This window comes from Streptomyces sp. NBC_00102, assembly GCF_026343115.1.
GTDB lineage: Bacteria > Actinomycetota > Actinomycetes > Streptomycetales > Streptomycetaceae > Streptomyces.
This window is the reverse complement of sequence record NZ_JAPEMC010000001.1, coordinates 2,977,468-2,997,163: the sequence shown is the minus strand read 5'-3', so window position 1 is coordinate 2,997,163 and position 19,696 is coordinate 2,977,468. Positions and strand designations below refer to the sequence as shown.

The 19,696-nt window shown below is 72.3% G+C and carries 20 protein-coding genes; 9 read left to right on the top strand and 11 right to left on the bottom strand.

The window, feature by feature from the left end:
- The first annotated feature begins 186 nt into the window (after positions 1-186).
- On the top strand, positions 187-534 hold the full coding sequence (locus OHA55_RS13330) for a DUF2516 family protein (protein ID WP_266706030.1): 348 nt from the start codon (positions 187-189) through the stop codon (positions 532-534).
- On the opposite strand, the gene OHA55_RS13325 is transcribed toward OHA55_RS13330, so the two are convergent.
- The 3 genes from OHA55_RS13325 to OHA55_RS13315 all read right to left on the bottom strand — a co-directional run bounded on the left by OHA55_RS13325 (position 516) and on the right by OHA55_RS13315 (position 4,478).
- Positions 516-1,964, bottom strand: coding sequence for a PP2C family protein-serine/threonine phosphatase (locus OHA55_RS13325; RefSeq protein ID WP_266706028.1), 1,449 nt, complete (start codon positions 1,962-1,964; stop codon positions 516-518). The two genes, OHA55_RS13330 and OHA55_RS13325, sit on opposite strands and share 19 nt — an antisense overlap.
- 424 nt (positions 1,965-2,388) lie before the next feature.
- A complete protein-coding gene (locus OHA55_RS13320; protein ID WP_266706026.1) occupies positions 2,389-3,450 on the bottom strand; it encodes an NlpC/P60 family protein in 1,062 nt (353 codons plus the stop codon).
- 245 nt (positions 3,451-3,695) lie between these two features.
- A complete protein-coding gene (locus OHA55_RS13315; RefSeq protein ID WP_266706024.1) occupies positions 3,696-4,478 on the bottom strand; it encodes a class I SAM-dependent methyltransferase in 783 nt (260 codons plus the stop codon).
- 426 nt (positions 4,479-4,904) lie between these two features.
- Between OHA55_RS13315 and mshA the strand changes: the two genes are divergently transcribed.
- The 4 genes from mshA (at position 4,905) to OHA55_RS13295 (ending at position 9,865) form a co-directional block, all read left to right on the top strand.
- Positions 4,905-6,281, top strand: a complete 1,377-nt coding sequence (gene mshA / locus OHA55_RS13310) for a D-inositol-3-phosphate glycosyltransferase (RefSeq protein WP_266706022.1) — start codon at positions 4,905-4,907, stop codon at positions 6,279-6,281.
- Positions 6,282-6,334: 53 nt separating this feature from the next.
- A complete protein-coding gene (locus tag OHA55_RS13305; protein ID WP_266706020.1) occupies positions 6,335-6,847 on the top strand; it encodes a YbjN domain-containing protein in 513 nt (170 codons plus the stop codon).
- Positions 6,848-6,973: 126 nt separating this feature from the next.
- Positions 6,974-8,488, top strand: a complete 1,515-nt coding sequence (locus OHA55_RS13300) for a hypothetical protein (protein ID WP_266706018.1) — start codon at positions 6,974-6,976, stop codon at positions 8,486-8,488.
- Positions 8,489-9,046: 558 nt separating this feature from the next.
- A complete protein-coding gene (locus OHA55_RS13295) occupies positions 9,047-9,865 on the top strand; it encodes a hypothetical protein (protein WP_266706016.1) in 819 nt (272 codons plus the stop codon).
- A gap of 109 nt (positions 9,866-9,974) precedes the next feature.
- Here the strand turns inward: OHA55_RS13295 and OHA55_RS13290 are convergent, their stop codons facing one another.
- The 4 genes from OHA55_RS13290 to OHA55_RS13275 all read right to left on the bottom strand — a co-directional run bounded on the left by OHA55_RS13290 (position 9,975) and on the right by OHA55_RS13275 (position 12,808).
- Positions 9,975-10,217: a hypothetical protein gene (locus tag OHA55_RS13290; protein ID WP_266706014.1), complete on the bottom strand. Its 243-nt coding sequence runs from the start codon at positions 10,215-10,217 to the stop codon at positions 9,975-9,977.
- The gene (locus OHA55_RS13285) at positions 10,214-10,462 is read right to left on the bottom strand and encodes a hypothetical protein (RefSeq protein ID WP_266706012.1); all 249 of its coding nucleotides are present in this window, start codon (positions 10,460-10,462) and stop codon (positions 10,214-10,216) included. Before OHA55_RS13285 ends, OHA55_RS13290 begins: the two co-directional genes overlap by 4 nt.
- A 178-nt stretch (positions 10,463-10,640) precedes the next feature.
- Positions 10,641-11,546, bottom strand: a complete 906-nt coding sequence (locus OHA55_RS13280; RefSeq protein ID WP_266706010.1) for a hypothetical protein — start codon at positions 11,544-11,546, stop codon at positions 10,641-10,643.
- Positions 11,543-12,808 (bottom strand): glycosyltransferase, encoded by a 1,266-nt coding sequence (locus OHA55_RS13275; RefSeq protein ID WP_266706008.1) that lies wholly within the window; start codon positions 12,806-12,808, stop codon positions 11,543-11,545. Before OHA55_RS13275 ends, OHA55_RS13280 begins: the two co-directional genes overlap by 4 nt.
- Before the next feature lie 133 nt (positions 12,809-12,941).
- On the opposite strand from OHA55_RS13275, the gene OHA55_RS13270 reads away from it, so the two are divergent.
- Positions 12,942-13,205 (top strand): hypothetical protein, encoded by a 264-nt coding sequence (locus OHA55_RS13270; protein ID WP_266706006.1) that lies wholly within the window; start codon positions 12,942-12,944, stop codon positions 13,203-13,205.
- Positions 13,206-13,232: 27 nt separating this feature from the next.
- Here OHA55_RS13270 and OHA55_RS13265 read toward each other — a convergent pair whose 3' ends face one another.
- Together OHA55_RS13265 and OHA55_RS13260 are read right to left on the bottom strand one after the other, a co-directional pair.
- A complete protein-coding gene (locus tag OHA55_RS13265) occupies positions 13,233-13,781 on the bottom strand; it encodes a YcxB family protein (RefSeq protein WP_266706004.1) in 549 nt (182 codons plus the stop codon).
- Positions 13,782-13,898: 117 nt separating this feature from the next.
- Positions 13,899-14,660 carry a phosphoglyceromutase gene (locus tag OHA55_RS13260; protein WP_266706002.1) on the bottom strand — a complete coding sequence of 254 codons (762 nt, stop codon included), beginning with the start codon at positions 14,658-14,660 and terminating at the stop codon, positions 13,899-13,901.
- 296 nt (positions 14,661-14,956) lie between these two features.
- Between OHA55_RS13260 and OHA55_RS13255 the strand changes: the two genes are divergently transcribed.
- Complete coding sequence (locus OHA55_RS13255) at positions 14,957-16,330, top strand: MFS transporter (RefSeq protein ID WP_266706000.1); 1,374 nt, start codon at positions 14,957-14,959, stop codon at positions 16,328-16,330.
- 148 nt (positions 16,331-16,478) lie between these two features.
- Here the strand turns inward: OHA55_RS13255 and OHA55_RS13250 are convergent, their stop codons facing one another.
- Together OHA55_RS13250 and phoU are read right to left on the bottom strand one after the other, a co-directional pair.
- A complete protein-coding gene (locus OHA55_RS13250; protein WP_266705998.1) occupies positions 16,479-16,628 on the bottom strand; it encodes a hypothetical protein in 150 nt (49 codons plus the stop codon).
- Positions 16,629-16,858: 230 nt separating this feature from the next.
- Positions 16,859-17,536, bottom strand: a complete 678-nt coding sequence (gene phoU / locus OHA55_RS13245) for a phosphate signaling complex protein PhoU (RefSeq protein ID WP_266705996.1) — start codon at positions 17,534-17,536, stop codon at positions 16,859-16,861.
- 195 nt (positions 17,537-17,731) lie between these two features.
- On the opposite strand from phoU, the gene OHA55_RS13240 reads away from it, so the two are divergent.
- Together OHA55_RS13240 and OHA55_RS13235 are read left to right on the top strand one after the other, a co-directional pair.
- Positions 17,732-18,994: a cell wall metabolism sensor histidine kinase WalK gene (locus OHA55_RS13240; protein WP_266705994.1), complete on the top strand. Its 1,263-nt coding sequence runs from the start codon at positions 17,732-17,734 to the stop codon at positions 18,992-18,994.
- On the top strand, positions 18,991-19,671 hold the full coding sequence (locus tag OHA55_RS13235; RefSeq protein ID WP_266705992.1) for a response regulator transcription factor: 681 nt from the start codon (positions 18,991-18,993) through the stop codon (positions 19,669-19,671). The genes OHA55_RS13240 and OHA55_RS13235 overlap by 4 nt, the downstream gene beginning before the upstream one ends.
- Positions 19,672-19,696: the final 25 nt, after the last annotated feature.

The window sequence follows — 19,696 nt, the reverse complement described above, 5'->3', positions numbered from 1 at the left end:
CGAGCCGGGGTGCGGGTGCCGTGACGGCATCCCGCCCCGGCATGCGTGCGACGTCCGGGCGACGGTTTCCGGACACGGGCTTGATACGGAGCGCAGCGGGCATCGTGACCCGAGGCCCGTTCCGCGTTTCGGTACGGTTGCCGTAGGTGCCGGAAGGCTCTCACCCACTACGAGGCGGTGCACCCCGTGTTGACCGACGGTTTCGATCTGTTCGTCTGGCTGCTGTTCAAGCTCATGCTCGTCCTGGCCGTGGTGGCCCTGATCTTCGCCGCGACAGCCCGCGAGGACGCCTACCGGGCGGCCGACAAGCAGACGAAGAAGTTCTGGGTGATTCTCCTCGCCGCCGCCGTCGCGGTCGGCCTGATCGAGAACTTCGTCGCCCCGATGATGTTCCTGATCCTGGCGGCGACGGTGGCGTCCATCGTCTTCCTCGTGGGAGTACGGCCCGCGCTCAAGGCGGTCTCCGGCGGCGGCAAGCGTCGCGGCGGGTCCAGCAGCGACGGCCCGTACGGCCCCTACAACGGCGGGCGCTGAGCGGGTACGACAGGGACGACGGGCGGTACGGCGGCCGCCACGGCGGCCGACGGTACGGGGTGGGTTCGCACGGCGAGCCTGCCCCGTTTGCGTGCCCGGTCCCGCTCGCGGTCGCGCGCCCGGTCCCGGTCCTTGTCCCGGTCGCGGGAGAGCAGCAGGACCGCCACGTCGTCGGTGAGCTCGCCGCCGTTCAGTTCCCGCACCTGGGCGACGGCGGCGTCGAGCAGTTCCTCGCCGCGCAGCCCCTCGGTCAGGTGCGCGTCGACCATGGCGACCATGCCGTCCTGGCCGAGGCGCTGGTTGCCCTGGCCGATGCGGCCCTCGATGAGCCCGTCCGTGTACATCATCAGCTGCCAGGATCCGCCCAGCTCGACCTGGCGGCGCGGCCACCGGGCGCGCGGCAGCAGGCCGAGCGCCGGTCCGCCGTCCTCGAAGGGCAGGAGGCGCGCCGAGCGGCCCGCCCGGGAGATCAGCGGTGCCGGATGCCCGGCGAGGCAGAGCCCGGCGCGACGGCCGTCCGGGGCGATGTCCACGGTGCAGAGCGTCGCGAAGATCTCCTCGCTCTCGCGCTCGTGCTCCAGCACCTGCTGGAGCGTGGAGAGCAGTTCGTCCCCGCAGAGTCCGGCCAGCGTGAGGGCCCGCCACGCTATGCGCAGCTCGACGCCGAGGGCGGCCTCGTCCGGGCCGTGGCCGCAGACGTCGCCGATCATCGCGTGCACGGTGCCGTCCGGCGTGCGGACGGTGTCGTAGAAGTCGCCGCCGAGCAGCGCGCGGCTGCGGCCGGGGCGGTAGCGCGCGGCGAATCCGAGGTCGGAGCCGTTCAGCAGCGGGGTGGGCAGCAGGCCGCGTTCCAGGCGGGCGTTCTCCTGGGCGCGCAGCCGGGATTCGGTCAGCTGGTGCTGGGCGATGTCCGCCCGCTTGCGCTGTACGGCGTACCGGATGGCGCGGCTCAGCAGCCGGGCGTCCAGCTCGTCGCGGAAGAGGTAGTCCTGCGCACCGACGCGTACCGCCTCCGCCGCCAGCTCCGCGTCGTCCTCGGCGGTGAGCGCGAGCACGGCGTGCTGGGGCGCGATCCGCAGGACGTGCAGGAGCGCGGCGAGCTCGTCGGCGCGCCCCGGGACGGCCTCGCCGTCCACCGGTGCGCCGGCGGTGGCGGCGGGTGCGGGTGCGGTGCCGGTCGTCGTGGCGCGTGCGCCGCCGGGCAGCGAGAGGTCGAGCAGGATGCAGTCGACGTCGTCCGTGAGGAGTCGGCCCGCCTCGGTGAGGTTGCGGGCGGTACGGACGCGGACCCGGGTACCGGCCGCCACGGGGAGGTCCGGGAGGGAGAAGGTGCCCGTGGGGTCGTCCTGGATCACCAACAGGGTGAGGTCGGCTCCATTGGTGGTCTCCGCAGCGGGTACGGCACGCTGCTGAGGTACGGGTACGGGCATCGGTTTCCGGGTTTCCTTCCCTCCCCCCGAGGGCGCGGGCGGGACGACGATCGACGACCTGCCAGACCGGGACCATAGCGGTCTGCGGGCCGGGAGCGGAATGGCGCGCGTGGGCACGCCGGAGTCATATGCGCAGTCATAAGCCGCGTCCTGGCACGGATCCGGCGCGGTGCGGCCCTCCGGTGCGGGCGCGGATGCCATGACAAACATCACGCGGGCGCGTACGCGCGTGGGAAGTGGGTCACACGCCCGCGCGCGAGCCGGAACGCCCGCCCGGCGCTCGGCGGTCGTACGGACTCCGGCGCGCGTGCGGAGGTACGGTCCGGCGCGCGCTCACCGGTACGTCCGCCGCGCGCTCACCGGTACGGGCTCCGGACTCCGGCCGCGCGATGTGCACACCCTGTGGACGATCCGGGCCGGGGCCCTACGCGTCCGGCCGCACCACGCCGAGGATCTCCATCGAGCCCGCCCCCGTCAGGGTGACGTTCCGCCCGGGGCGCGGGGCGTGGACCACCATGCCGTCACCGATGTACATCCCGACGTGGGTGGCGTCACCGTGGTAGATGATCAGGTCGCCGGGGCGCATGTCCCCGATGGCGATGTGCTTGAGCTGGGCCCACTGCTCCTGGGAGGTGCGGGGTATCGGCCGTTTCGCCGCCGCCCACGCCTGGGAGGTGAGCCCGGAGCAGTCGTACGAATCGGGGCCCTCGGCTCCCCAGACGTACGGCTTGCCGATCTGGGCGAGCGCGAACTTCACTGCGGCCTTGCCGCTGGGGCTGGCCTCGCGGTTGATGTCCTTGAGGGCGCCGGAGCTGAGCCAGGAGGACTGGGCTGCGGCCTGCGCCTGCTTCTCCAGCGCGAGGAGGCGGGCGCGCTCCTCCTTCTCCAGCCGGGCTTCGAGCTTCTTCGCCTCGTCGATACGGGCGTTGATCTCCGCCTTCGCCCGGGCCTGCTCGACCCGCCCGGCCTCCAGCTCGTCCCAGTTGACCTGGGCGTCCTGGGTGTACAGCTCCAGGTCCGCCTGGGTGCGGTTCAGTTCGGCCAGTACGCCGTCGGAGGCCTGCTGGCTCTGGCGCATCTGGTTGAGGCCGTACAGGAAGAGCCGGGGGTCACTGCTGAGGACGAGCTGGGTGCCGGGCGGCAGGCCGGCGTTGCGGTACTGCTCCCGGGCCTGGGCGCCGACCTGGTCCTTCAGCCGGGCTATCTTCTGCCGGCCCTCGTCGATGGCGCGTCCGAGGTCGTCCAGCTCGGACGTCTGCTCCGCCACCTGCTTCTCGGCCAGGTTGTACGCGTCGGTCGCGGCCTCGGCCTTCCGGTAGAGGAGGTCGATCTCCTCGCGCACCTCGGCGAGGGACTTCCCGGCGGGCGCCCGGGTGGCCGAGGCGGTGGGCGGTGCGGGGGCGGCCCATGCCTGGGCCGGCGCGGAGAGAACGGCGAGTGCGCAGACCACCGTGAGTGCTGCTGCGGCACAGTGACGTCGTTTCACGAACGAGTTCCCCCTCCGGCACCGTGGAGCAAAAAGGCCCGATAGCGCTCATGTGACTTACTGTCAGTAACTTTTCGACAACGTCGCGATCGTGCCATGCCGTCCCGAAAAGCAACAGGGGTGCCCGCTGAAGGACGCGTCACACGCGCGCGCCGCCACGAGGCTTTCCCCCTTGATCCCGAGCGCGCTCCCGCGTGTACGCCCCGCGGTCGTCTCCGGCGGTGCGCCGGCCTCCCGCGCACGGCTCAGCCGCCGGGGCGGAGAGCCTCCCAGGACACCGTGAGTTCGCCCTGGCGCCAGCGGCGCGCGTCGTCGCGCAGCGGCCAGTCGGCCGCGAGCGAGCGCGCGGCGGCGATCCAGCGCTGGCGCGCGCCGAGGGAGGCGTACGGGGCGGCGGTCGCCCAGGCCCGGTCGAAGTCGCGGAGGAAGGCGTGCACCGGCTCGCCGGGCACGTTCCGGTGGATCAGCGCCTTGGGGAGACGCTCGGCGAGGTCCGAGGGCCGGTCCAGCGAACCGAGCCGCGCGGCGAAGGACACCGTGCGGGGGCCCTCCGGCCCCAGCGCCACCCACACGTGCCGGCGCCCGATCTCGTCGCAGGTGCCCTCCACCAGCAGCCCGTCCGGGGCGAGCCGCGCGCACAGGCGCTCCCAGACCGCGGCGACCTGGTCCTCGTCGTACTGGCGCAGCACGTTCGCCGCCCTGATGAGGGCGGGCGGCTCGTCGAGCGGGACCTCGAAGCCGCCGTGCCGGAAGGTCAGCCCCTCGCGGGCGTACGGCTGCGCCGCCGCGACCCGCGCCGGGTCGATCTCGACGCCGACCACCCGGGTGCGCGGGGCGACGGTACGCAGCCGGGCGAGGAGTTCCACGGCGGTCCAGGGGGCCGCGCCGTAGCCGAGGTCCACGGCGACGGGCGCGTCCGCGCGCCGCAGCGCGGGGCCGTGCGTGGCGGCGATCCAGCGGTCCATGCGACGGAGACGGTTGGGGTTGGTGGTCCCGCGGGTCACGGTCCCGATGGGGCGCTGGTGCATGCGGTCGAGCCTACGTGGCGGAGGACGAGGGGCGTGCGGGCGACGGGGGAGCCGGGTGGGAGGCGGGAGGTGCGGGGCGCGGGAGGCGGGGGGTGAGGGCGCGGGCGGTGGGGCGCAGGCGCACGCGGGCGTGCAGAGAGGGGGAGTGCGCGGGCGTGCGTACGGAAGGTGTGCGCCGGAGTGCGAAGGCGGGTGACCGGTCCGGGGCCCGCGCGGGCGGTATACGCGGGGGCCGTTCCGCTCCGCGGGGGCGGAGATCGCCATCGGTCACCGGAGAGTGCGGGCCGGGTGGGCGGAGTATGCCGAAGGTTGACACGCGATGGCAATGATTTGGCAAAGACGGAAATGTATCGGGAGTCTTCCGATGTTCCGCCTCACGAGGGGATGACCGTCCCCGCGATCGGCATGCCCTGAGGAGGTCCGGACGTGAGCCGTGACGTCTCCCGCTTCGGCGGCGGTCGCGTGACCCCGCGCCTGCGATTCCCGGGCGGCCGTGGCAGCGGGCTGACGGCCGGGTTCGCCGCCGGGCACCGCAGGCCGCGCAGGGTCGCGATGCTCTCCGTGCACACCTCGCCGCTCCACCAGCCCGGTACCGGTGACGCCGGCGGCATGAACGTCTACATCGTGGAGCTGGCCAGGCGCCTCGCCGCGATCAACATCGAGGTGGAGATCTTCACCCGGGCGACCACCGGCTCCCTTCCCCCGGCGGTCGAGATGGCCCCCGGAGTGCTGGTGCGCCACGTCGACGCGGGACCGTACGAGGGGCTCCGCAAGGAGGATCTCCCCGCGCAGCTCTGCGCCTTCACCCACGGCGTGATGCAGGCCTGGGCCGGTCACCGCCCCGGCTACTACGACCTCGTGCACTCCCACTACTGGCTGTCGGGCCAGGTCGGCTGGCTGGCCGCGCAGCGCTGGGGCGTCCCGCTGGTGCACGCCATGCACACCATGGCGAAGGTCAAGAACGCCTCGCTGGCGGAGGGCGACACACCGGAACCCGCCGCCCGGGTCATCGGCGAGACGCAGATCGTCGACGCGGCCGACCGGCTCATCGCCAACACGGCGGAGGAGGCGGACGAACTCGTCCGCTTCTACGACGCCGACCCGGCCTCCGTCGCGGTCGTGCACCCCGGCGTGAACCTGGAGCGCTTCTGCCCGGGCGACGGGCGGGCCGCCGCGCGCGCCCGGCTCGGACTGCCGCAGGACGCCCTGATCCCGCTCTTCGCCGGACGCATCCAGCCCCTGAAGGCGCCGGACGTGCTGCTGCGGGCAGCGGCCGTACTCCTGGAACGTGATCCGTCGCTCCGCTCCCGCCTCGTCGTGCCGGTGGTGGGCGGCCCCAGCGGTACGGGCCTCGCCAAGCCCGAGGTCCTGCACAAGCTGGCCGCCCGGCTCGGCGTCGCCGACGTCGTACGGTTCCAGCCGCCGGTCGGTCAGGACCAGCTCGCCGACTGGTTCCGGGCCGCGTCGGTGCTGGTCATGCCGTCGTACAGCGAGTCCTTCGGGCTGGTCGCGATAGAGGCCCAGGCGGTCGGCACGCCGGTCGTCGCGGCGTCCGTGGGCGGGCTGCCGGTGGCGGTACGGGACGGCGTCAGCGGTTTCCTGATCCCGGGGCACGACCCCGAGGCGTACGCGCTGGCGCTCGAACGGTTCGTCCGCGCGCCGGAGCTCGTCGACCGGATGGGCGCCGCCGCCGCCGAACACGCGCAGTCATTCGGCTGGGGCACCGCCGCCGCCGCGACCGCCGAGGTGTACGGCGGCGCGATGCAGGATCACCGCCGCCGGGTCCGCTCCCGCCAGGGCTGAGCCGCCCGCACACCGACCGGGTGCGCGGGTACCCGCTGTCGTACGCTCGCAGCATGGCTGAGGGAGCGGACGAAGCGGCAGTGGCGCGGATCATCGAGGAGACCCTCGGCGACGCCGGCCTGCAATGGGAGAGCCCGGGGCCCGGCAACTACGTCGTGACGCTCCCCGGCACCCGCAAACTCTCCACCACCTGTTCGCTGCTGGTAGGCAAGCACTCCCTCTCCCTCAACGCCTTCGTCATCCGGCACCCGGACGAGAACGACGCGGCGGTTCACCGCTGGCTGCTGGAACGCAACCTCCGCCTCTTCGGCGTGAGTTACGCCGTGGACCGGCTCGGCGACGTCTACCTCGCCGGCAAGCTGCCGCTCGCCGTGGTCACCCCGCAAGAGCTGGACCGGCTGCTCGGCACGGTGCTCGAAGCGGCCGACGGGGCGTTCAACACCCTGCTGGAGCTGGGCTTCGCGAGCGCCATCCGCAAGGAGTACGCCTGGCGGGTCTCGCGGGGCGAGTCCACCAGGAACCTCGACGCGTTCGCGCACCTGACCCGGCGCACCGAGACGGACTGATACCGGCCGCTTCCGGGAGGTGCGGGCGCCGGTCGCAGGTCCGGCAGGTGGCCCGGACGGCGTGTCATCCCCGGTTCCCGGGGCAGATGTTCACGCGTCCGCACCTCACCTCCCCGGAGCCACCGCGTGCCCAGTCAGCCTCGTCCTGCCGTGCCGCGTGCCTTCCACTGCGAGCACACCCCCGACGGCAGCCGGGTCCTCGCGCTGGTGGACCACCGCCCGGGTCCCCCGTCCCTGTATCCCGTCCTGACCTGCCCCGGCCCCGGACTCGCCCACGAGGCGGCCCGCCTGCTCCACCGGGCGCTGCACGCACCGGCGGGGGCGTGGGACGCCGGACCGGTGGACGAACTGTGCGGGCGGCTGCCGGACGAAGCGGCGGATTCCCTGCGGGTCGCGGTCGGCCGTGCCCTCGCGGGCGCCTGGCCGTCGGAGGGCGGCCACGCGCAGGAGAACGGCCACGCGCAGGAGAACGGCCACGCGCAGGAGAACGGCCACGTGCGGGTGGGCGGCCGTGCGCCGGGGGGCGAGCGGGCGTCCCTTGCGCCGGAAGCCCCGCAGGGCGCCCGACTCGCCGATCTCACGGGTCCGGTCTTCCGGATCGCGCTGCTGCGGGAGTTCCACGTCCACGACCGTCAGGCGTTGCTCGCTGCCGCCGCCGACGAGGGCTGGGAGCCGCTGCCCGCCGACCGGCTGGGACCCCACGACCCGCAGGACCTCATCGGCGCCACGCTGTGGCTCGCCGAGCACGGCGGCGAGCTGGCGGGCGCGGACACCCTCGCGGACCGTGTCCAGGCGTACCGGCTGTCCGCGGAGGCGGACGACGAGATCGCGGGCTGGAGCCGCGAGGAGGTGGTGGCGGACTTCGGCTCCGGCTGGCTCCGGGGAGCGGAGGGCCCTGCGCACCCCGGTACGCGGAGCAGCGCGCAGGCCGAGCCGCCCGGCCGGTCCGGTGAGCCGGGGCGGGAGGTGGAACGGCCGGACTTCGCCGCACTGTTCGAGGTGGAAGCCCCGCACTGTACGGACCCGGGGTGCGGGCAGGAGCGCTGTCAGTGGCAACTCACGCCCCGTACCGCCGCCGCTCTCCACGAGGCGCTGCGGTCGCTGGCGGACCACGCTCGTGATCACGCGGAGGAGCTCGGCGACCGCCCGCTCGCCCCAGGAGGGCTCGGCGAGCGGGCCGGGGTCTTCACCCGGCTGCCCAGGGTGACCTTCGGCGTCGGCGCGGCGTGGCGCCACCGGTTCGCGCGGGCGGTGCGGGACATCGGGAGCGACCTGGCGAACGGCTGGTGGCTGGAGCCCACGTGCACCGCCGAGGAGCTGGCCCTGCACCTCGCCATCGAGGATGCGCGGGCGGCCGGGGACGCGCGTGCCGCCACCGACCCGCGAGCCCCCCGTGGCGCCGCCCCGCCGGCCCACCGGGACGACTACGACTTCGACGGGTGTGCCGAGCGGTTCTTCCAGGACACCGACGTGCTGATGCTCTACGACGCGGGCCTGGACGGCATGGAGGATCCGGAGGACGAGGTCAACCAGCGGCTCGGGATAGGCGACCTCCGGCCGTCCGCCTGGTTCGAACCCTTTCTCAACGTCACACCCCGCGAGGCGGACCCCGAGCACGGGGGCGCCGGTTCACGCCCCTGAGGGACGGTCCGCGGATCGTGTTCCGGAAGGAGCGCCGTCCGCCCGGAGGGCGGCTCCGGCACATCCGCCGCCCGGTAGAAGGTCACCTCGTCGACCAGCAGGTCCCGCTCGTGGCGGAGTCCGCCAGGGTGCGTGGGCGGTGTCCCGGTGGAGGGTCCCTCGGTGGGGGGAACCCGCTGATCCAAAGGGCTGTCCCGTAATCCGTGGTGGATCAGTGCGCGGCGTCAGATGCGGTGCATCGCAAGGCGGAGGAGCGTCCGCATACTGGATGTACGTGGACGTTCCGACAACGCGGCGAGGTGCCGTAGCTGTCGTCGCGCACCCACCAGGGATTGCGGGACAGCCCTCAGGGGGTCTGCGGCATGAATACTCCCGAAACGGTCGGCGAATTCACAGAGTGATCACAGTGGAGTCACAATCACGCGTGCGCGCGAAGGCACACCATGGGTGGGCAAATTTTCGATCATAAGGTGAGCGTGACTGTGACGATCCTGCCGTGACCGATGACAACTGGTGTCCGACGAAGGGTTGTTACTCCCGAAATAGGAGAAATGAACCATGCGTGCTTCGCTCGTCCGCCGTTCCGCCCTCGCCGCGTCCGTGGCCTCCCTGGTCCTGCTGGCCACCGCCTGCGGCGGTTCGTCGGACGACTCGGACAGCAAGAGCAAGGCGGGGGACACGTCGAAGTCGGCGTCCGCCGAGTCTGCCGCGCCCGAGCAGAGCGACGTCAAGGCCCTGACCGCCGCCGAGTTGGAGAAGGTCTCGCTGGCCCAGGGTGACGTCGCGGACCTCAAGATCGAGAATGCCGGCGCCGAGGACATCCTCAAGGCTTCGGACGTCACGTCCGACAAGGCCGAGTGCCTGCCCTTCGCGCACGCCCTGTTCGCGGTGCCCCAGGGCAAGCCGGTCGCCACGACCGCCCGCACCGCGATGGCGGAGCCGAAGGCGTCGGACACGACGACCTCCGGCGACGCGTCGGAGAAGAGCCTCGACGACGCGATGGGCGCGGCCCTGAACGTCAGCTCCACGATGGTCTCCCTCGGCTCGTACGAGGGCGGCGACGCGGCCGACGTCCTCGCCGCGGTGCGCAAGGCGGCCACCGCATGCGCCTCGGGCTTCACCGCCACGGTGCAGGGCGAGGCGCAGAAGCTCTCCGCGATCACCGAGCAGAAGGTTGCCGGCGGCGAGGAGGCGGTGGCGTGGAACGTGGTCGAGGAGCAGGAGGGCGAGAGCTTCCCCTTCGGTCTCGTGGTGGTCCGCCAGGGCAGCACGGTGAGCACCTTCACCACCGTCAACATGGCCGCGGCCATGGACCCGAGCGTCAAGGTGGAGCAGCCGACCGCGCTCGTCGCCGCGCAGGTCAAGAAGGTTTCCTGACCTCATGTCGGACGGCCGGGCGGCCCGGTCGTGACGCGCGCGGGCGTCACGGCCGGGCCGCCCGGCCGTTGTGCGCCCCGTTCCGCGGTGCTGCCGCCCCCGCTCGGGCTCAGGGCAGCGGCACCAGTCGGACGACGGTGACGGTGAGCACCGAACCGGAGACGTAGTACAGGACGATCGCGCCCGCCACCGTCGCCTCGCGGCGGTCGCGTTCGCCCTTCACCGCCGTGGAGCCGTGGCCGTACGGAGCCCGCCCGAGGGTGCGGGCCATCTCGTCGCGAAACGGTTCTGCGTCCCGCATCTTCGCCAGGGTGTCGTCGGCCGGCGGGGCGTAGGAGATACGGAAACTCAAGCCACGCTCCGCCTCTCGGCCTCGTCCCGGGCCAGTCGGTCCAGGATGCGTTCGGCCTCGGGATCGGGAACGGCCTCCAGCATCCAGTGCCGCATCACCGCGTGAATCTGGTGCACCCCCGCCTCGTTGACGGCGCGGTCGAACTCGTCGCGTCTCTCGTCGGGAAGCGCGGCGCGGATGGCCGGGATGCTGTTGGGTACCTCCACCTCGGTACCTCCGACGAAAGTCTTCAGAGACTCGCCCATGGTGCTCTCCCCGATCTCCTTGCTCTCGACGAGCGTTGCCGGGCCCGTCGGCAGGGACCGGCGCGCGTCCGCGCGAGGGGCGCCAGGACGGGCGCCCCCCACGGTAGTGGCTGGAGGGCCCGAGTACACGGGTGCGTCCACTCCGTCGGCCTTACAGGACACGGGTGCGGACGGATCGTCAGCCGGACGTGACCTCCACCGACAACTCGTTGTCCAGCGTGTAATAGGTGCGGGCGGTGAGCCCGTCGAGGGTGACCGCCGGATGGACGAAGACCTTCTTGCGGTCCGCGATGTCGTCCAGCAGCCGCCCCACCCGGATCGGCCGCGCGCCCGTCCGCATACGTACGAGTACGTCCCAGACCCCCTTGCCGCCGTCGGGCGTGTCCGTCAACTGCCTCTGGGTGAAGGTGAACCGCACACCGTCGGGCCCGTCCGCGTGCAGCGCGGTCTCGCGCACCTCCCCGGCCCCGCCCCGCAGGCGCAGCAGGGCCGCCGCACCGGGGCCCGGTTCCGTGCCCGGTCCGGCGGTGAAGAGCCGGGCCCGTACGGTCGTGGAGTCGGCGGAGACCTCGATGCGGTCCGCCTCGGCGTGCGCCGTCCGCAGCCAGGTCCGTACGGCGAGAGTGCCGTCCGGCGTGGTGAACGGGACGCGTACCGCGAGCGGCAGCGGTGTCCGTGCCGGTGTACGGCCGGCCGTCAGCGCGCGCAGATCACGGACGCCCGCCAGCAGGGGGGTTCGCTCCGCGTCCGGCGAGGTCAGGACGAAGAGGTCCCACCGCCCCTCCGCGAGCGCCGGTTCCGAACCGAGCTCGGCCCGCCAACGGGTCACGCCCGCGCCGTCGTCCGGCTCCTCGGGCGATCCGTCCGGTTCCAGGTCGATCAGCCGGGTGACCGACTCGGGCTTCCCCTTCGGCGGGCGCAACCGCAGCAGGAGCCGGGGCTGTTCGGCCGTACGGAGCCCGAGACGCACTTCCATCCGGCCGTTCCCGTCCACCGTGCAGTCGGCGCGAGGGAGTTCGACGGGGCCGGAGCCCGTGGAGTCGCGCACCGGGTCGGTGCCGTTGGCAGGTGTGGTCCGGGTCATCGCCGCTTCGCCTTCCGTACGGTCTTGAGCAGGGCGCGGGCCGCCGCTTCCAGGCTGTCCCGGGCCGCGTATCCGCGCGGTCCCAGCGCGAGGGCGGTGCCGGCGGCCGGTGCGGCCGGACGGCCGGCGGCCCGGGCGGCGGTCAGCTCCTCGAAGAGGGACTCGGCCCGCGCGACGACCGGACCCGGGGCGTAACGGCGGGAGTTGTCCCGTGCGGCACGGCCCATCCGGCGGCGGAGATCGTCGTCGCGGACGAGGTCGAGCAGGGCCGCGGCCAGCGCGTCCCGGTCCCCGACCGGGACCAGCCGGCCGTCCTCACCGGGCCGGATGATCTCGGCCGGGCCGTGGGGACAGTCGGTGCTCACCACGGGGAGACCGCAGCGCATCGCCTCGACGATCGTCATGCCGAACGGTTCGAAGCTCGAAGTCGCCGCCGCGATCGATCCCTTGACCCACTCGGCCTCCATCGGGGCGGCGGCGCCCATCAGGAACACGTTGTTGTGCAGGGCGAGTTCGTCCACCAAGCGCCGCAGCCGGTCGTGCTCCTCGCCCCGCCCGTAGATCCGCAGCTGCCAGTCGGGGCGCTCGGCGGCCACCTGCGCGAACGCCTCGATGAGCACGTCGTACCGCTTCACGCGGACCAGCCGTCCGGCCGCGATCACGACCCGCGAACTCCCGTCCGCAGGCGGGAGCGAGGGGTCCGGCACACTGTTGGGCAGCGCCTCGACGCGTACGCCCGGCAGCCGCATCGTCCGCCGGTAGGCGGCGGCGTCCGCGTCCGTGACGGTGGTCAGCCCGTCCAGCCGCCGGTACGCACGCCGCAGCACACGGCGCAGCGCGGGCGGGTGGCTCTCCACCGTGAGGTGCTCCTGCCCCACCCGGACGGTGCGCTCGGGGGCCTGGAGGGCGAGGTGCACGTTGAGCCCGGCCCGCGTACCGATGGCGACGTCCGCGTCCGTGCCCGCCAGGAACTCGCCGATCCGACGGTCCGTCAGCGCGTTGTACTGCCCGTACCGGTACTCCGCGCGCGGGAACGCCTTCGACGGCAGCCCGAACAGCGGGTGGTCCTTCTCCCGCCGCAGATCGATCAGCGGCCGCAGCCGGATCCGCGGGTCCAGCGTGAACGCGGGCACGTCCCGGTGCCGGTTGACGGAGACGATCTCCACCTCGTGCCGTTCGGCCAGTGCGTGGGCCAGGTTGAACGTGGTGGAGATCGTCCCCCCGATCCCGTATGCGTTGTGGATGAGGAAGGAAATCTTCATGAACGACAAGACAGCGCCGGGGGGCCGGTAGTTGCGGCCGTTACTCCTTCGTGAGGGGAGGGCGCGGCCGATCGGCTCAAGCACAGGGCTGCGGCGTAGCCTCCGGGAAGGAGCGAGGGGTGGGGGAGTCGTCGTGGAGATCTTCGGCTGGATCATGGTTGCGTTCGGCGGGTTCATGATCCTGCTGGCCGTGGTCCCGTTGCCGCGCAGATGGCGGGACGTGCCCCAAGTGGGCTGGGAGCTGGCTCTGTTCGGCCTTCTGACGGTGGTGAACGAAGGGGACAAGCTCCTCGACTGGCCGCAGTGGATCACCTTTCCCCTGGCCATGGCGCTGCTTCCGATGGCGGTGGTCGTCGTGGTGAGGCGCGTGCGGGAGCGCCGTCGTCGGCGGGTGTGACCCGCGTGCGGGGTGCCGCGGTGGCGGTCAGACGCGCCGGAGGTGCTCCGCGAAGAGCGCGCGGGCCCGGACCAGGTCTTCGGGAGAGTGCGCGCCGCGCTTGGGCAGGACGTGGAAGTACTCCGCGCTGCCCGTGAGCACGAACAGCTCGGGTGTCTCGAACCACCACGGATAGACGTTCCAGCCGGTGGTGCCGCTGCCCTCCCCGGACGAACCGGTGGTGGTCAGCCCGTCGGCGGTGAGCGTGGTGCGGCAGTTCCCGAGAGCAGCGTGCGCCTCGTACTGATCACGGGTCCGGGACCGGCGGTTCCTCTGGCGCACGAGGAAAACGGCGACCAGGCAGAGCGGGCCGGCGAGGATCGCCCCGGCCTCGTCGAGGTGCCACCGCAGCACCCCCGCGACGAACGCCGCGGCCCCGAACGCCAGAGGTATCGCCAGGGATCCGATGAGCCCGTGCCGGGTGCTGAGGGTGAACCGCCACAGGGCCTTGTCGTAGTCCGTCGCGGCCGGGACGTAGTCGAACACCGCCGTACCCGGAGCCGCGGATTCGGTGGGTCCGGCTTGATCCATGGTCATGGGGGCTGAGGGTAGGTCAGCGCGGCGGCGCGGAACAGCCCTCGGACGGCGCCGGCCCGGCCCACGAAAATGCCCCCGTCCACGCCGTACGCGTGGTCGGGGGCACGATCGCGGTGACTACTTCTTCTTGCCCTGGTTCTTCACGGCCTCGATGGCGGCCTTGGCCGCGTCCGGGTCGAGGTACGTGCCGCCCGGCTTGACCGGCTTGAAGTCGGCGTCGAGCTCGTAGACGAGCGGGATGCCGGTCGGGATGTTGAGGCCCGAGATCTCCTCGTCGGAGATGCCGTCCAGGTGCTTGACCAGGCCGCGGAGGCTGTTGCCGTGGGCGGCCACGAGGACGGTCTTGCCGTCGAGCAGGTCCGGGACGATGCCGTCGTACCAGTACGGCAGCATGCGGACGACGACGTCCTTGAGGCACTCGGTGCGCGGGCGCAGCTCGGTGGGGATCGTCGCGTAGCGCGGGTCGGCGCTCTGCGAGAACTCCGTGCCGTCCTCCAGGACCGGCGGCGGGGTGTCGTAGGAGCGGCGCCACAGCATGAACTGCTCCTCGCCGAACTCGGCGAGGGTCTGCGCCTTGTCCTTGCCCTGGAGCGCACCGTAGTGGCGCTCGTTCAGACGCCAGGAGCGGTGGACGGGGATCCAGTGGCGGTCGGCGGCCTCCAGCGCGAGCTGCGCCGTGCGGATGGCGCGCTTCTGGAGGGAGGTGTGCAGGACGTCGGGGAGGTACCCGGCGTCCTTGAGCAGCTCACCGCCGCGCACTGCTTCCTTCTCGCCCTTTTCGGTGAGGTTCACGTCCACCCAACCGGTGAACAGGTTCTTCGCGTTCCATTCGCTCTCGCCGTGGCGGAGGAGGATCAGCTTGTACGTCGCGTCGGCCATGAGCCCGAGCGTAATCGAACCTGTACCCCCTTCGCGCGTCCGGCCACTGGACGGACAAACAGGTACACAGGCGAGCGGCGCGGGGCGCACATGAGGGGTGGCCCGGTGGGTCCGGCGGGGGTACGGCACGGTGCTGCGGCCGGGGCGCCGGCTCCGTCGATTGACGGCGGCCGTCAATCGAGTGGCGGCCGAGGAGCCGTCCTTCGTAATGTTCGATCTGCCGCAGTACCGCTTACCGGTCGGATCCGTGCGGCATTCGTACCGCACCTGTTCCGTACCGTCCTGGGGGTATCCGCATGTCCGTCGCCGGTCTACGAAGAGCCGCGCGCGACGCGGTGTCCGGGATGCCCCGGGAGTTCTGGTGGCTGTGGACCAGCACGCTGGTCAACCGGCTCGGAGCGTTCGTCGCCACCTTCATGGCGCTCTATCTGACCCTGGACCGGGGCTACTCGGCCTCGTACGCCGGTCTGGTGGCCTCGCTGCACGGGCTCGGCGGGGTCATCTCCTCGCTCGGCGCCGGGGTGATGGCCGACCGGCTCGGGCGGCGGCCGACCATGCTGATCGCGCAGGTGTCGACGGCCGTCTCGGTGGCGGTGCTCGGGTTCATGGAGAACCCGGTCGCCATCGCGGGGGTCGCGTTCGTCGTCGGCATGGCGAGCAACGCCTCGCGCCCGGCGGTCCAGGCGATGATGGCGGACATCGTCGCCCCGGAGGACCGGGTGCGCGCCTTCTCGCTGAACTACTGGGCCGTCAACCTCGGGTTCGCCGTCTCGTCCACCGGGGCGGGTTTCATCGCCGAGTACAGCTACCGGATCGGCTTCTTCGTGGAGGCGATGCTGACCCTGTGCTGCGCCGCCGTCGTCTTCCTGAAGGTGCCGGAATCCCGGCCCGACCACGCCCCGGTGGCCTCCGCGTCCGGCGGTCCCGTCGCGAAGCCGCCCGGGGTGCGGCTCACCGACGTGCTGCGGGACGGGCGGTTCATGGGGGTGGTCGGGCTGTCGTTCCTGGTCGCGCTGATCACCCAGCAGGGGTACGTGGGCCTGCCGGTGGCGATGGGCGCTGACGGGCTCACCAGCTCGGACTTCGGCACCGCGATCGCCGTCAACGGCCTGCTGATCGTCGTGCTCCAGATCCCCGTGACCCGGTTCATCGAGCACCGCGATCCGCGTCAACTGCTCATCGTCTCCACGCTCTTCGCCGGGTACGGGTTCGGGCTGACGGCCTTCGCGGGCTCGGTCGCCGCGTACGCGCTGACGGTGTGCGTCTGGACGCTCGGCGAGATCGTCAACGCGCCGACCCAGTCCGGCCTGGTGGTGAAGCTGTCCCCGGCCCAGGGCCGGGGCCGCTACCAGGGGATGTACACGATGTCCTGGTCGGTGGCCGCGCTGGTCGCCCCGCTGATGTCCGGCGTCGTGATCGACCACTGGGGGGCGTCCTGGCTCTGGATGACCTGCGCCCTGCTCGGTACGGCAACCGCCCTCGGCTACTGGCTGCTGATGCGCAACCTGGCGGGGGACGGCGGGCCGGCGGGCACCGGGCCGGGGGAGCGCGACCGGCTCGTGGAGACTACCGGCCGGGCGGAGGCGGCGGCGACGACGTCCGCCGAGGCTCCGCGGATCCCGGTGCACGCCCCGGTACACACCCCGGAGCTCGCCCCGGAAGGGGCGTGAACGCCGGACCGGTGGCTTCGCCGGAGCGCCCGGCGGCCGGACCGTCGCACGGAGGCGGACGCGCGACGGCGTCCGCCCGGTGGAGCCTGCCGGCTCCCCGCGCGGACGCCGTCGCGCCGCGGGCGTCCCGGTCTCCGGACGGAGCCGGTCAGCCGCCGCACTGACAGGGCGAACCGGACTGGCAGCCGCAGCCGCAGCCGGAGCCGCAGCCGCAGGCCCCGAGCACGGTCAGGCGCACCACTTCGGTCGGGGTCTCCTGCTCGGGGTCGGGCAGGGGGGAATCGGCCGCATGTGCCATGGGGTCCTCCTCAACGCGTACCACCGGCCGGCGCGTGAAGGCCGCCACGCCGGTGTCGTACGCCCGGTGCGCACGACAGGGGGGTACGGGATCGATCCCGGCCCCCGTCCATTGCATGCCCACCCCGGCGGGCGCATCAACGGCGCACACGCGCAGAGATTCCGTCGGCCCCGTCCCGTACGGCCGGCCCCGTACCGCCGGCCCCGCCCGTCGCTCCCGCCCCGTGCCGGTCAGGCGCCCTCGACCTGGGTCGGGGCCTGGAGATCGTCGGCGTGCTCGCCCGTCACCAGGTAGACGACGCGCTTGGCGACCGAAACGGCGTGGTCGGCGAAGCGCTCGTAGTAGCGGCCGAGCAGGGTCACGTCGACCGCGGTCTCGATGCCGTGCTTCCAGCGGTCGTCCATCAGGTGCTGGAAGAGGGCACGGTGCAGCAGGTCCATCTCGTCGTCGTCCTGCTCCAGCTGGAGCGCCAGGTCGACGTCCTTGGTGATGATCACCTCGGCGGCCTTCGCCATCAGCCGCTGCGCCAGCTGCCCCATCTCCAGGATGGTCGCGTGCAGGTCGTGCGGTACGGCCTTGTCCGGGAAGCGGAGCCGGGCCAGCTTGGCGACGTGCTGGGCGAGGTCGCCCGAGCGCTCCAGGTCGGCGCTCATGCGCAGCGAGGTGACGACGATCCGCAGATCGGTCGCCACGGGCTGCTGCCGGGCGAGGAGCGCGATGGCGCGCGCCTCCAGTTCGTGCTGGAGGTCGTCGACCCGCTGGTCCGCGGCGATGACCGTCTCCGCGAGATTGAGGTCGGCGTCGAGCATGGCCGTGGTGGCCCGTCCGATCGCCGACCCGACGAGCCGGGCCATCTCGACCAGGTCATCGCCGATCGAGTCGAGTTCCTCGTGGTAGGCGTCGCGCATGGAAGTCCCTCTCCAGTCCTGGGGCCGGGGTCTCTGGGTCGAACCCCACGCTCCCACGGTGCGGCCGGAACGCGACGGGATCCGTCCGCAGAAGTGAACCGGACCCATACCCTCGGTGAACTCTGGGCGACGAGTGTTCGAGTAGGCACTCGTATGGCTGTGAGAGCGTGCGCATCGACGCATAACCTGGACGACATGGACGTGAACGCGGCGGTCGCCGCAGCAGCCGGGATCGCCGGGCTTTGCACCGGTGTGATCGCGATGCTGGCGTTTCGCTGGAGCGAGCGCGAACTGAAGAAGCCGACGCGCGCATCCGTGCGTCCCGAGACCGCCGCCACCCTGCCTCCCGGGGTGGACACCGTCCTCTCCGTCCTCAGCTCGTCCGCCGTCGTGCTCGACGAGAGCGATGCCGTGGTGAAGGCCAGCTCCGCCGCGTACGCGCTCGGTCTGGTCCGCGGCGGCCGGCTGGCCGTCGACCAGATGCTCCAGATGACCCGGGACACCCGCCGGGACGGTGAGATACGGCAGGTCGAACTGGATCTGCCCCGCCGCGGTACGGGCCGGGGCGACGCGCTCGCCGTCTCCGCCCGGGTCGCCCCGCTGGGCTCCCGACTTGTGCTGCTGCTGGTCGAGGACCTGACCGAGTCGCGCCGGATAGAGGCGGTACGGCGCGACTTCGTCGCCAACGTCAGCCACGAACTGAAGACGCCGACCGGCGCGCTCTCCCTGCTGTCGGAGGCGGTCCTGGAGGCATCCGACGACCGGGAGGCCGTCGAGCGCTTCGCGGGCCGGATGCAGATCGAGGCGACCCGGCTCACCAACCTCGTCCAAGAGCTGATCGACCTCTCCCGGGTCCAGAACGACGACCCGCTGGAGGACGCCGAGCCCGTCCGGGTGGACGAGCTGGTCGCCGAGGCCATCGACCGCTGCCGTCAGCCGGCCGGGTCGAAGGAGATCACCATGGCCTCCGGCGGGACCAGCGACCTCTCCGTCTGGGGCAACCGCGGCCAGCTCGCGGCAGCCCTCGGCAATCTGGTCGAGAACGCCGTCAACTACAGCCCCGCCCGTACCCGTGTCGGTATCGCCGTCCGACGCGTGGCCGGACAGGGCCGCCCCCTGATCGAGCTCGCCGTGACCGACCAGGGCATCGGCATCTCCGAGAAGGACCGGGACCGGGTCTTCGAGCGGTTCTACCGCGTCGACCCGGCCCGCTCACGAGCCACCGGTGGTACGGGCCTGGGGCTCGCCATCGTCAAGCATGTGGCCGCCTCGCACGGCGGGGAGGTCACCGTCTGGAGCTCCGAGGGACAGGGCTCCACCTTCACCCTGCGGCTGCCCGAGTCGGGCACCGTACGGGAACGCACCACCGGCGGACCACTACTCGTCAACGGTGACGACGAGGGACCGTTCGAGACAGCCGCACATGAACCCTTTCCTGCCCCGGAGGCCCTTCCGTGACCCGAGTGCTTGTCGTCGAGGATGAGGAATCCTTCAGCGACGTTCTGTCCTACATGCTGCGCAAGGAGGGTTTCGAGGTCGCCGTGGCGGCGACGGGTCCCGATGGTCTCGACGAGTTCGACCGCAACGGCGCCGACCTCGTCCTGCTCGACCTCATGCTGCCGGGCCTGCCCGGTACCGAGGTCTGCCGGCAACTGCGCAACCGCTCCAACGTCCCGGTGATCATGGTCACCGCCAAGGACAGCGAGATCGACAAGGTGGTCGGTCTGGAGATAGGAGCCGACGACTACGTGACCAAGCCGTTCTCCTCGCGCGAGCTGGTGGCGCGCATCCGCGCGGTGCTGCGCCGCCGCGGCGAGCCGGAGGAGGTCACGCCGGCGGCCCTGGAGGCCGGTCCGGTCCGCATGGACGTCGACCGTCACGTGGTCACCGTCTCCGGCGGCAAGGTGGACCTCCCGCTCAAGGAGTTCGACCTCCTGGAGATGCTGCTGCGCAACGCGGGCCGGGTGCTGACCCGCATGCAGCTCATCGACCGGGTCTGGGGCGCCGACTACGTGGGTGACACCAAGACCCTCGACGTGCACGTGAAGCGGCTGCGCGCCAAGATCGAGCCCGACCCGGGCGCCCCGCGCTACCTGGTGACGGTCCGCGGCCTGGGCTACAAGTTCGAGCCGTAAACCGGTGGCCGGCCATCGGGCACAC

Coding starts and splice junctions, on each gene's coding strand:
- OHA55_RS13325 (WP_266706028.1), bottom strand. CDS start 1,964: ATGCCCGTACCCGTACCTCAGCAGCGTGCCGTACCCGCTGCGGAGACC.
- OHA55_RS13315 (WP_266706024.1), bottom strand. CDS start 4,478: ATGCACCAGCGCCCCATCGGGACCGTGACCCGCGGGACCACCAACCCC.
- OHA55_RS13305 (WP_266706020.1), top strand. CDS start 6,335: ATGGCTGAGGGAGCGGACGAAGCGGCAGTGGCGCGGATCATCGAGGAG.
- OHA55_RS13295 (WP_266706016.1), top strand. CDS start 9,047: ATGCGTGCTTCGCTCGTCCGCCGTTCCGCCCTCGCCGCGTCCGTGGCC.
- OHA55_RS13285 (WP_266706012.1), bottom strand. CDS start 10,462: ATGGGCGAGTCTCTGAAGACTTTCGTCGGAGGTACCGAGGTGGAGGTA.
- OHA55_RS13280 (WP_266706010.1), bottom strand. CDS start 11,546: ATGACCCGGACCACACCTGCCAACGGCACCGACCCGGTGCGCGACTCC.
- OHA55_RS13275 (WP_266706008.1), bottom strand. CDS start 12,808: ATGAAGATTTCCTTCCTCATCCACAACGCATACGGGATCGGGGGGACG.
- OHA55_RS13265 (WP_266706004.1), bottom strand. CDS start 13,781: ATGACCATGGATCAAGCCGGACCCACCGAATCCGCGGCTCCGGGTACG.
- OHA55_RS13260 (WP_266706002.1), bottom strand. CDS start 14,660: ATGGCCGACGCGACGTACAAGCTGATCCTCCTCCGCCACGGCGAGAGC.
- OHA55_RS13255 (WP_266706000.1), top strand. CDS start 14,957: ATGTCCGTCGCCGGTCTACGAAGAGCCGCGCGCGACGCGGTGTCCGGG.
- OHA55_RS13250 (WP_266705998.1), bottom strand. CDS start 16,628: ATGGCACATGCGGCCGATTCCCCCCTGCCCGACCCCGAGCAGGAGACC.
- phoU (WP_266705996.1), bottom strand. CDS start 17,536: ATGCGCGACGCCTACCACGAGGAACTCGACTCGATCGGCGATGACCTG.
- OHA55_RS13240 (WP_266705994.1), top strand. CDS start 17,732: ATGGACGTGAACGCGGCGGTCGCCGCAGCAGCCGGGATCGCCGGGCTT.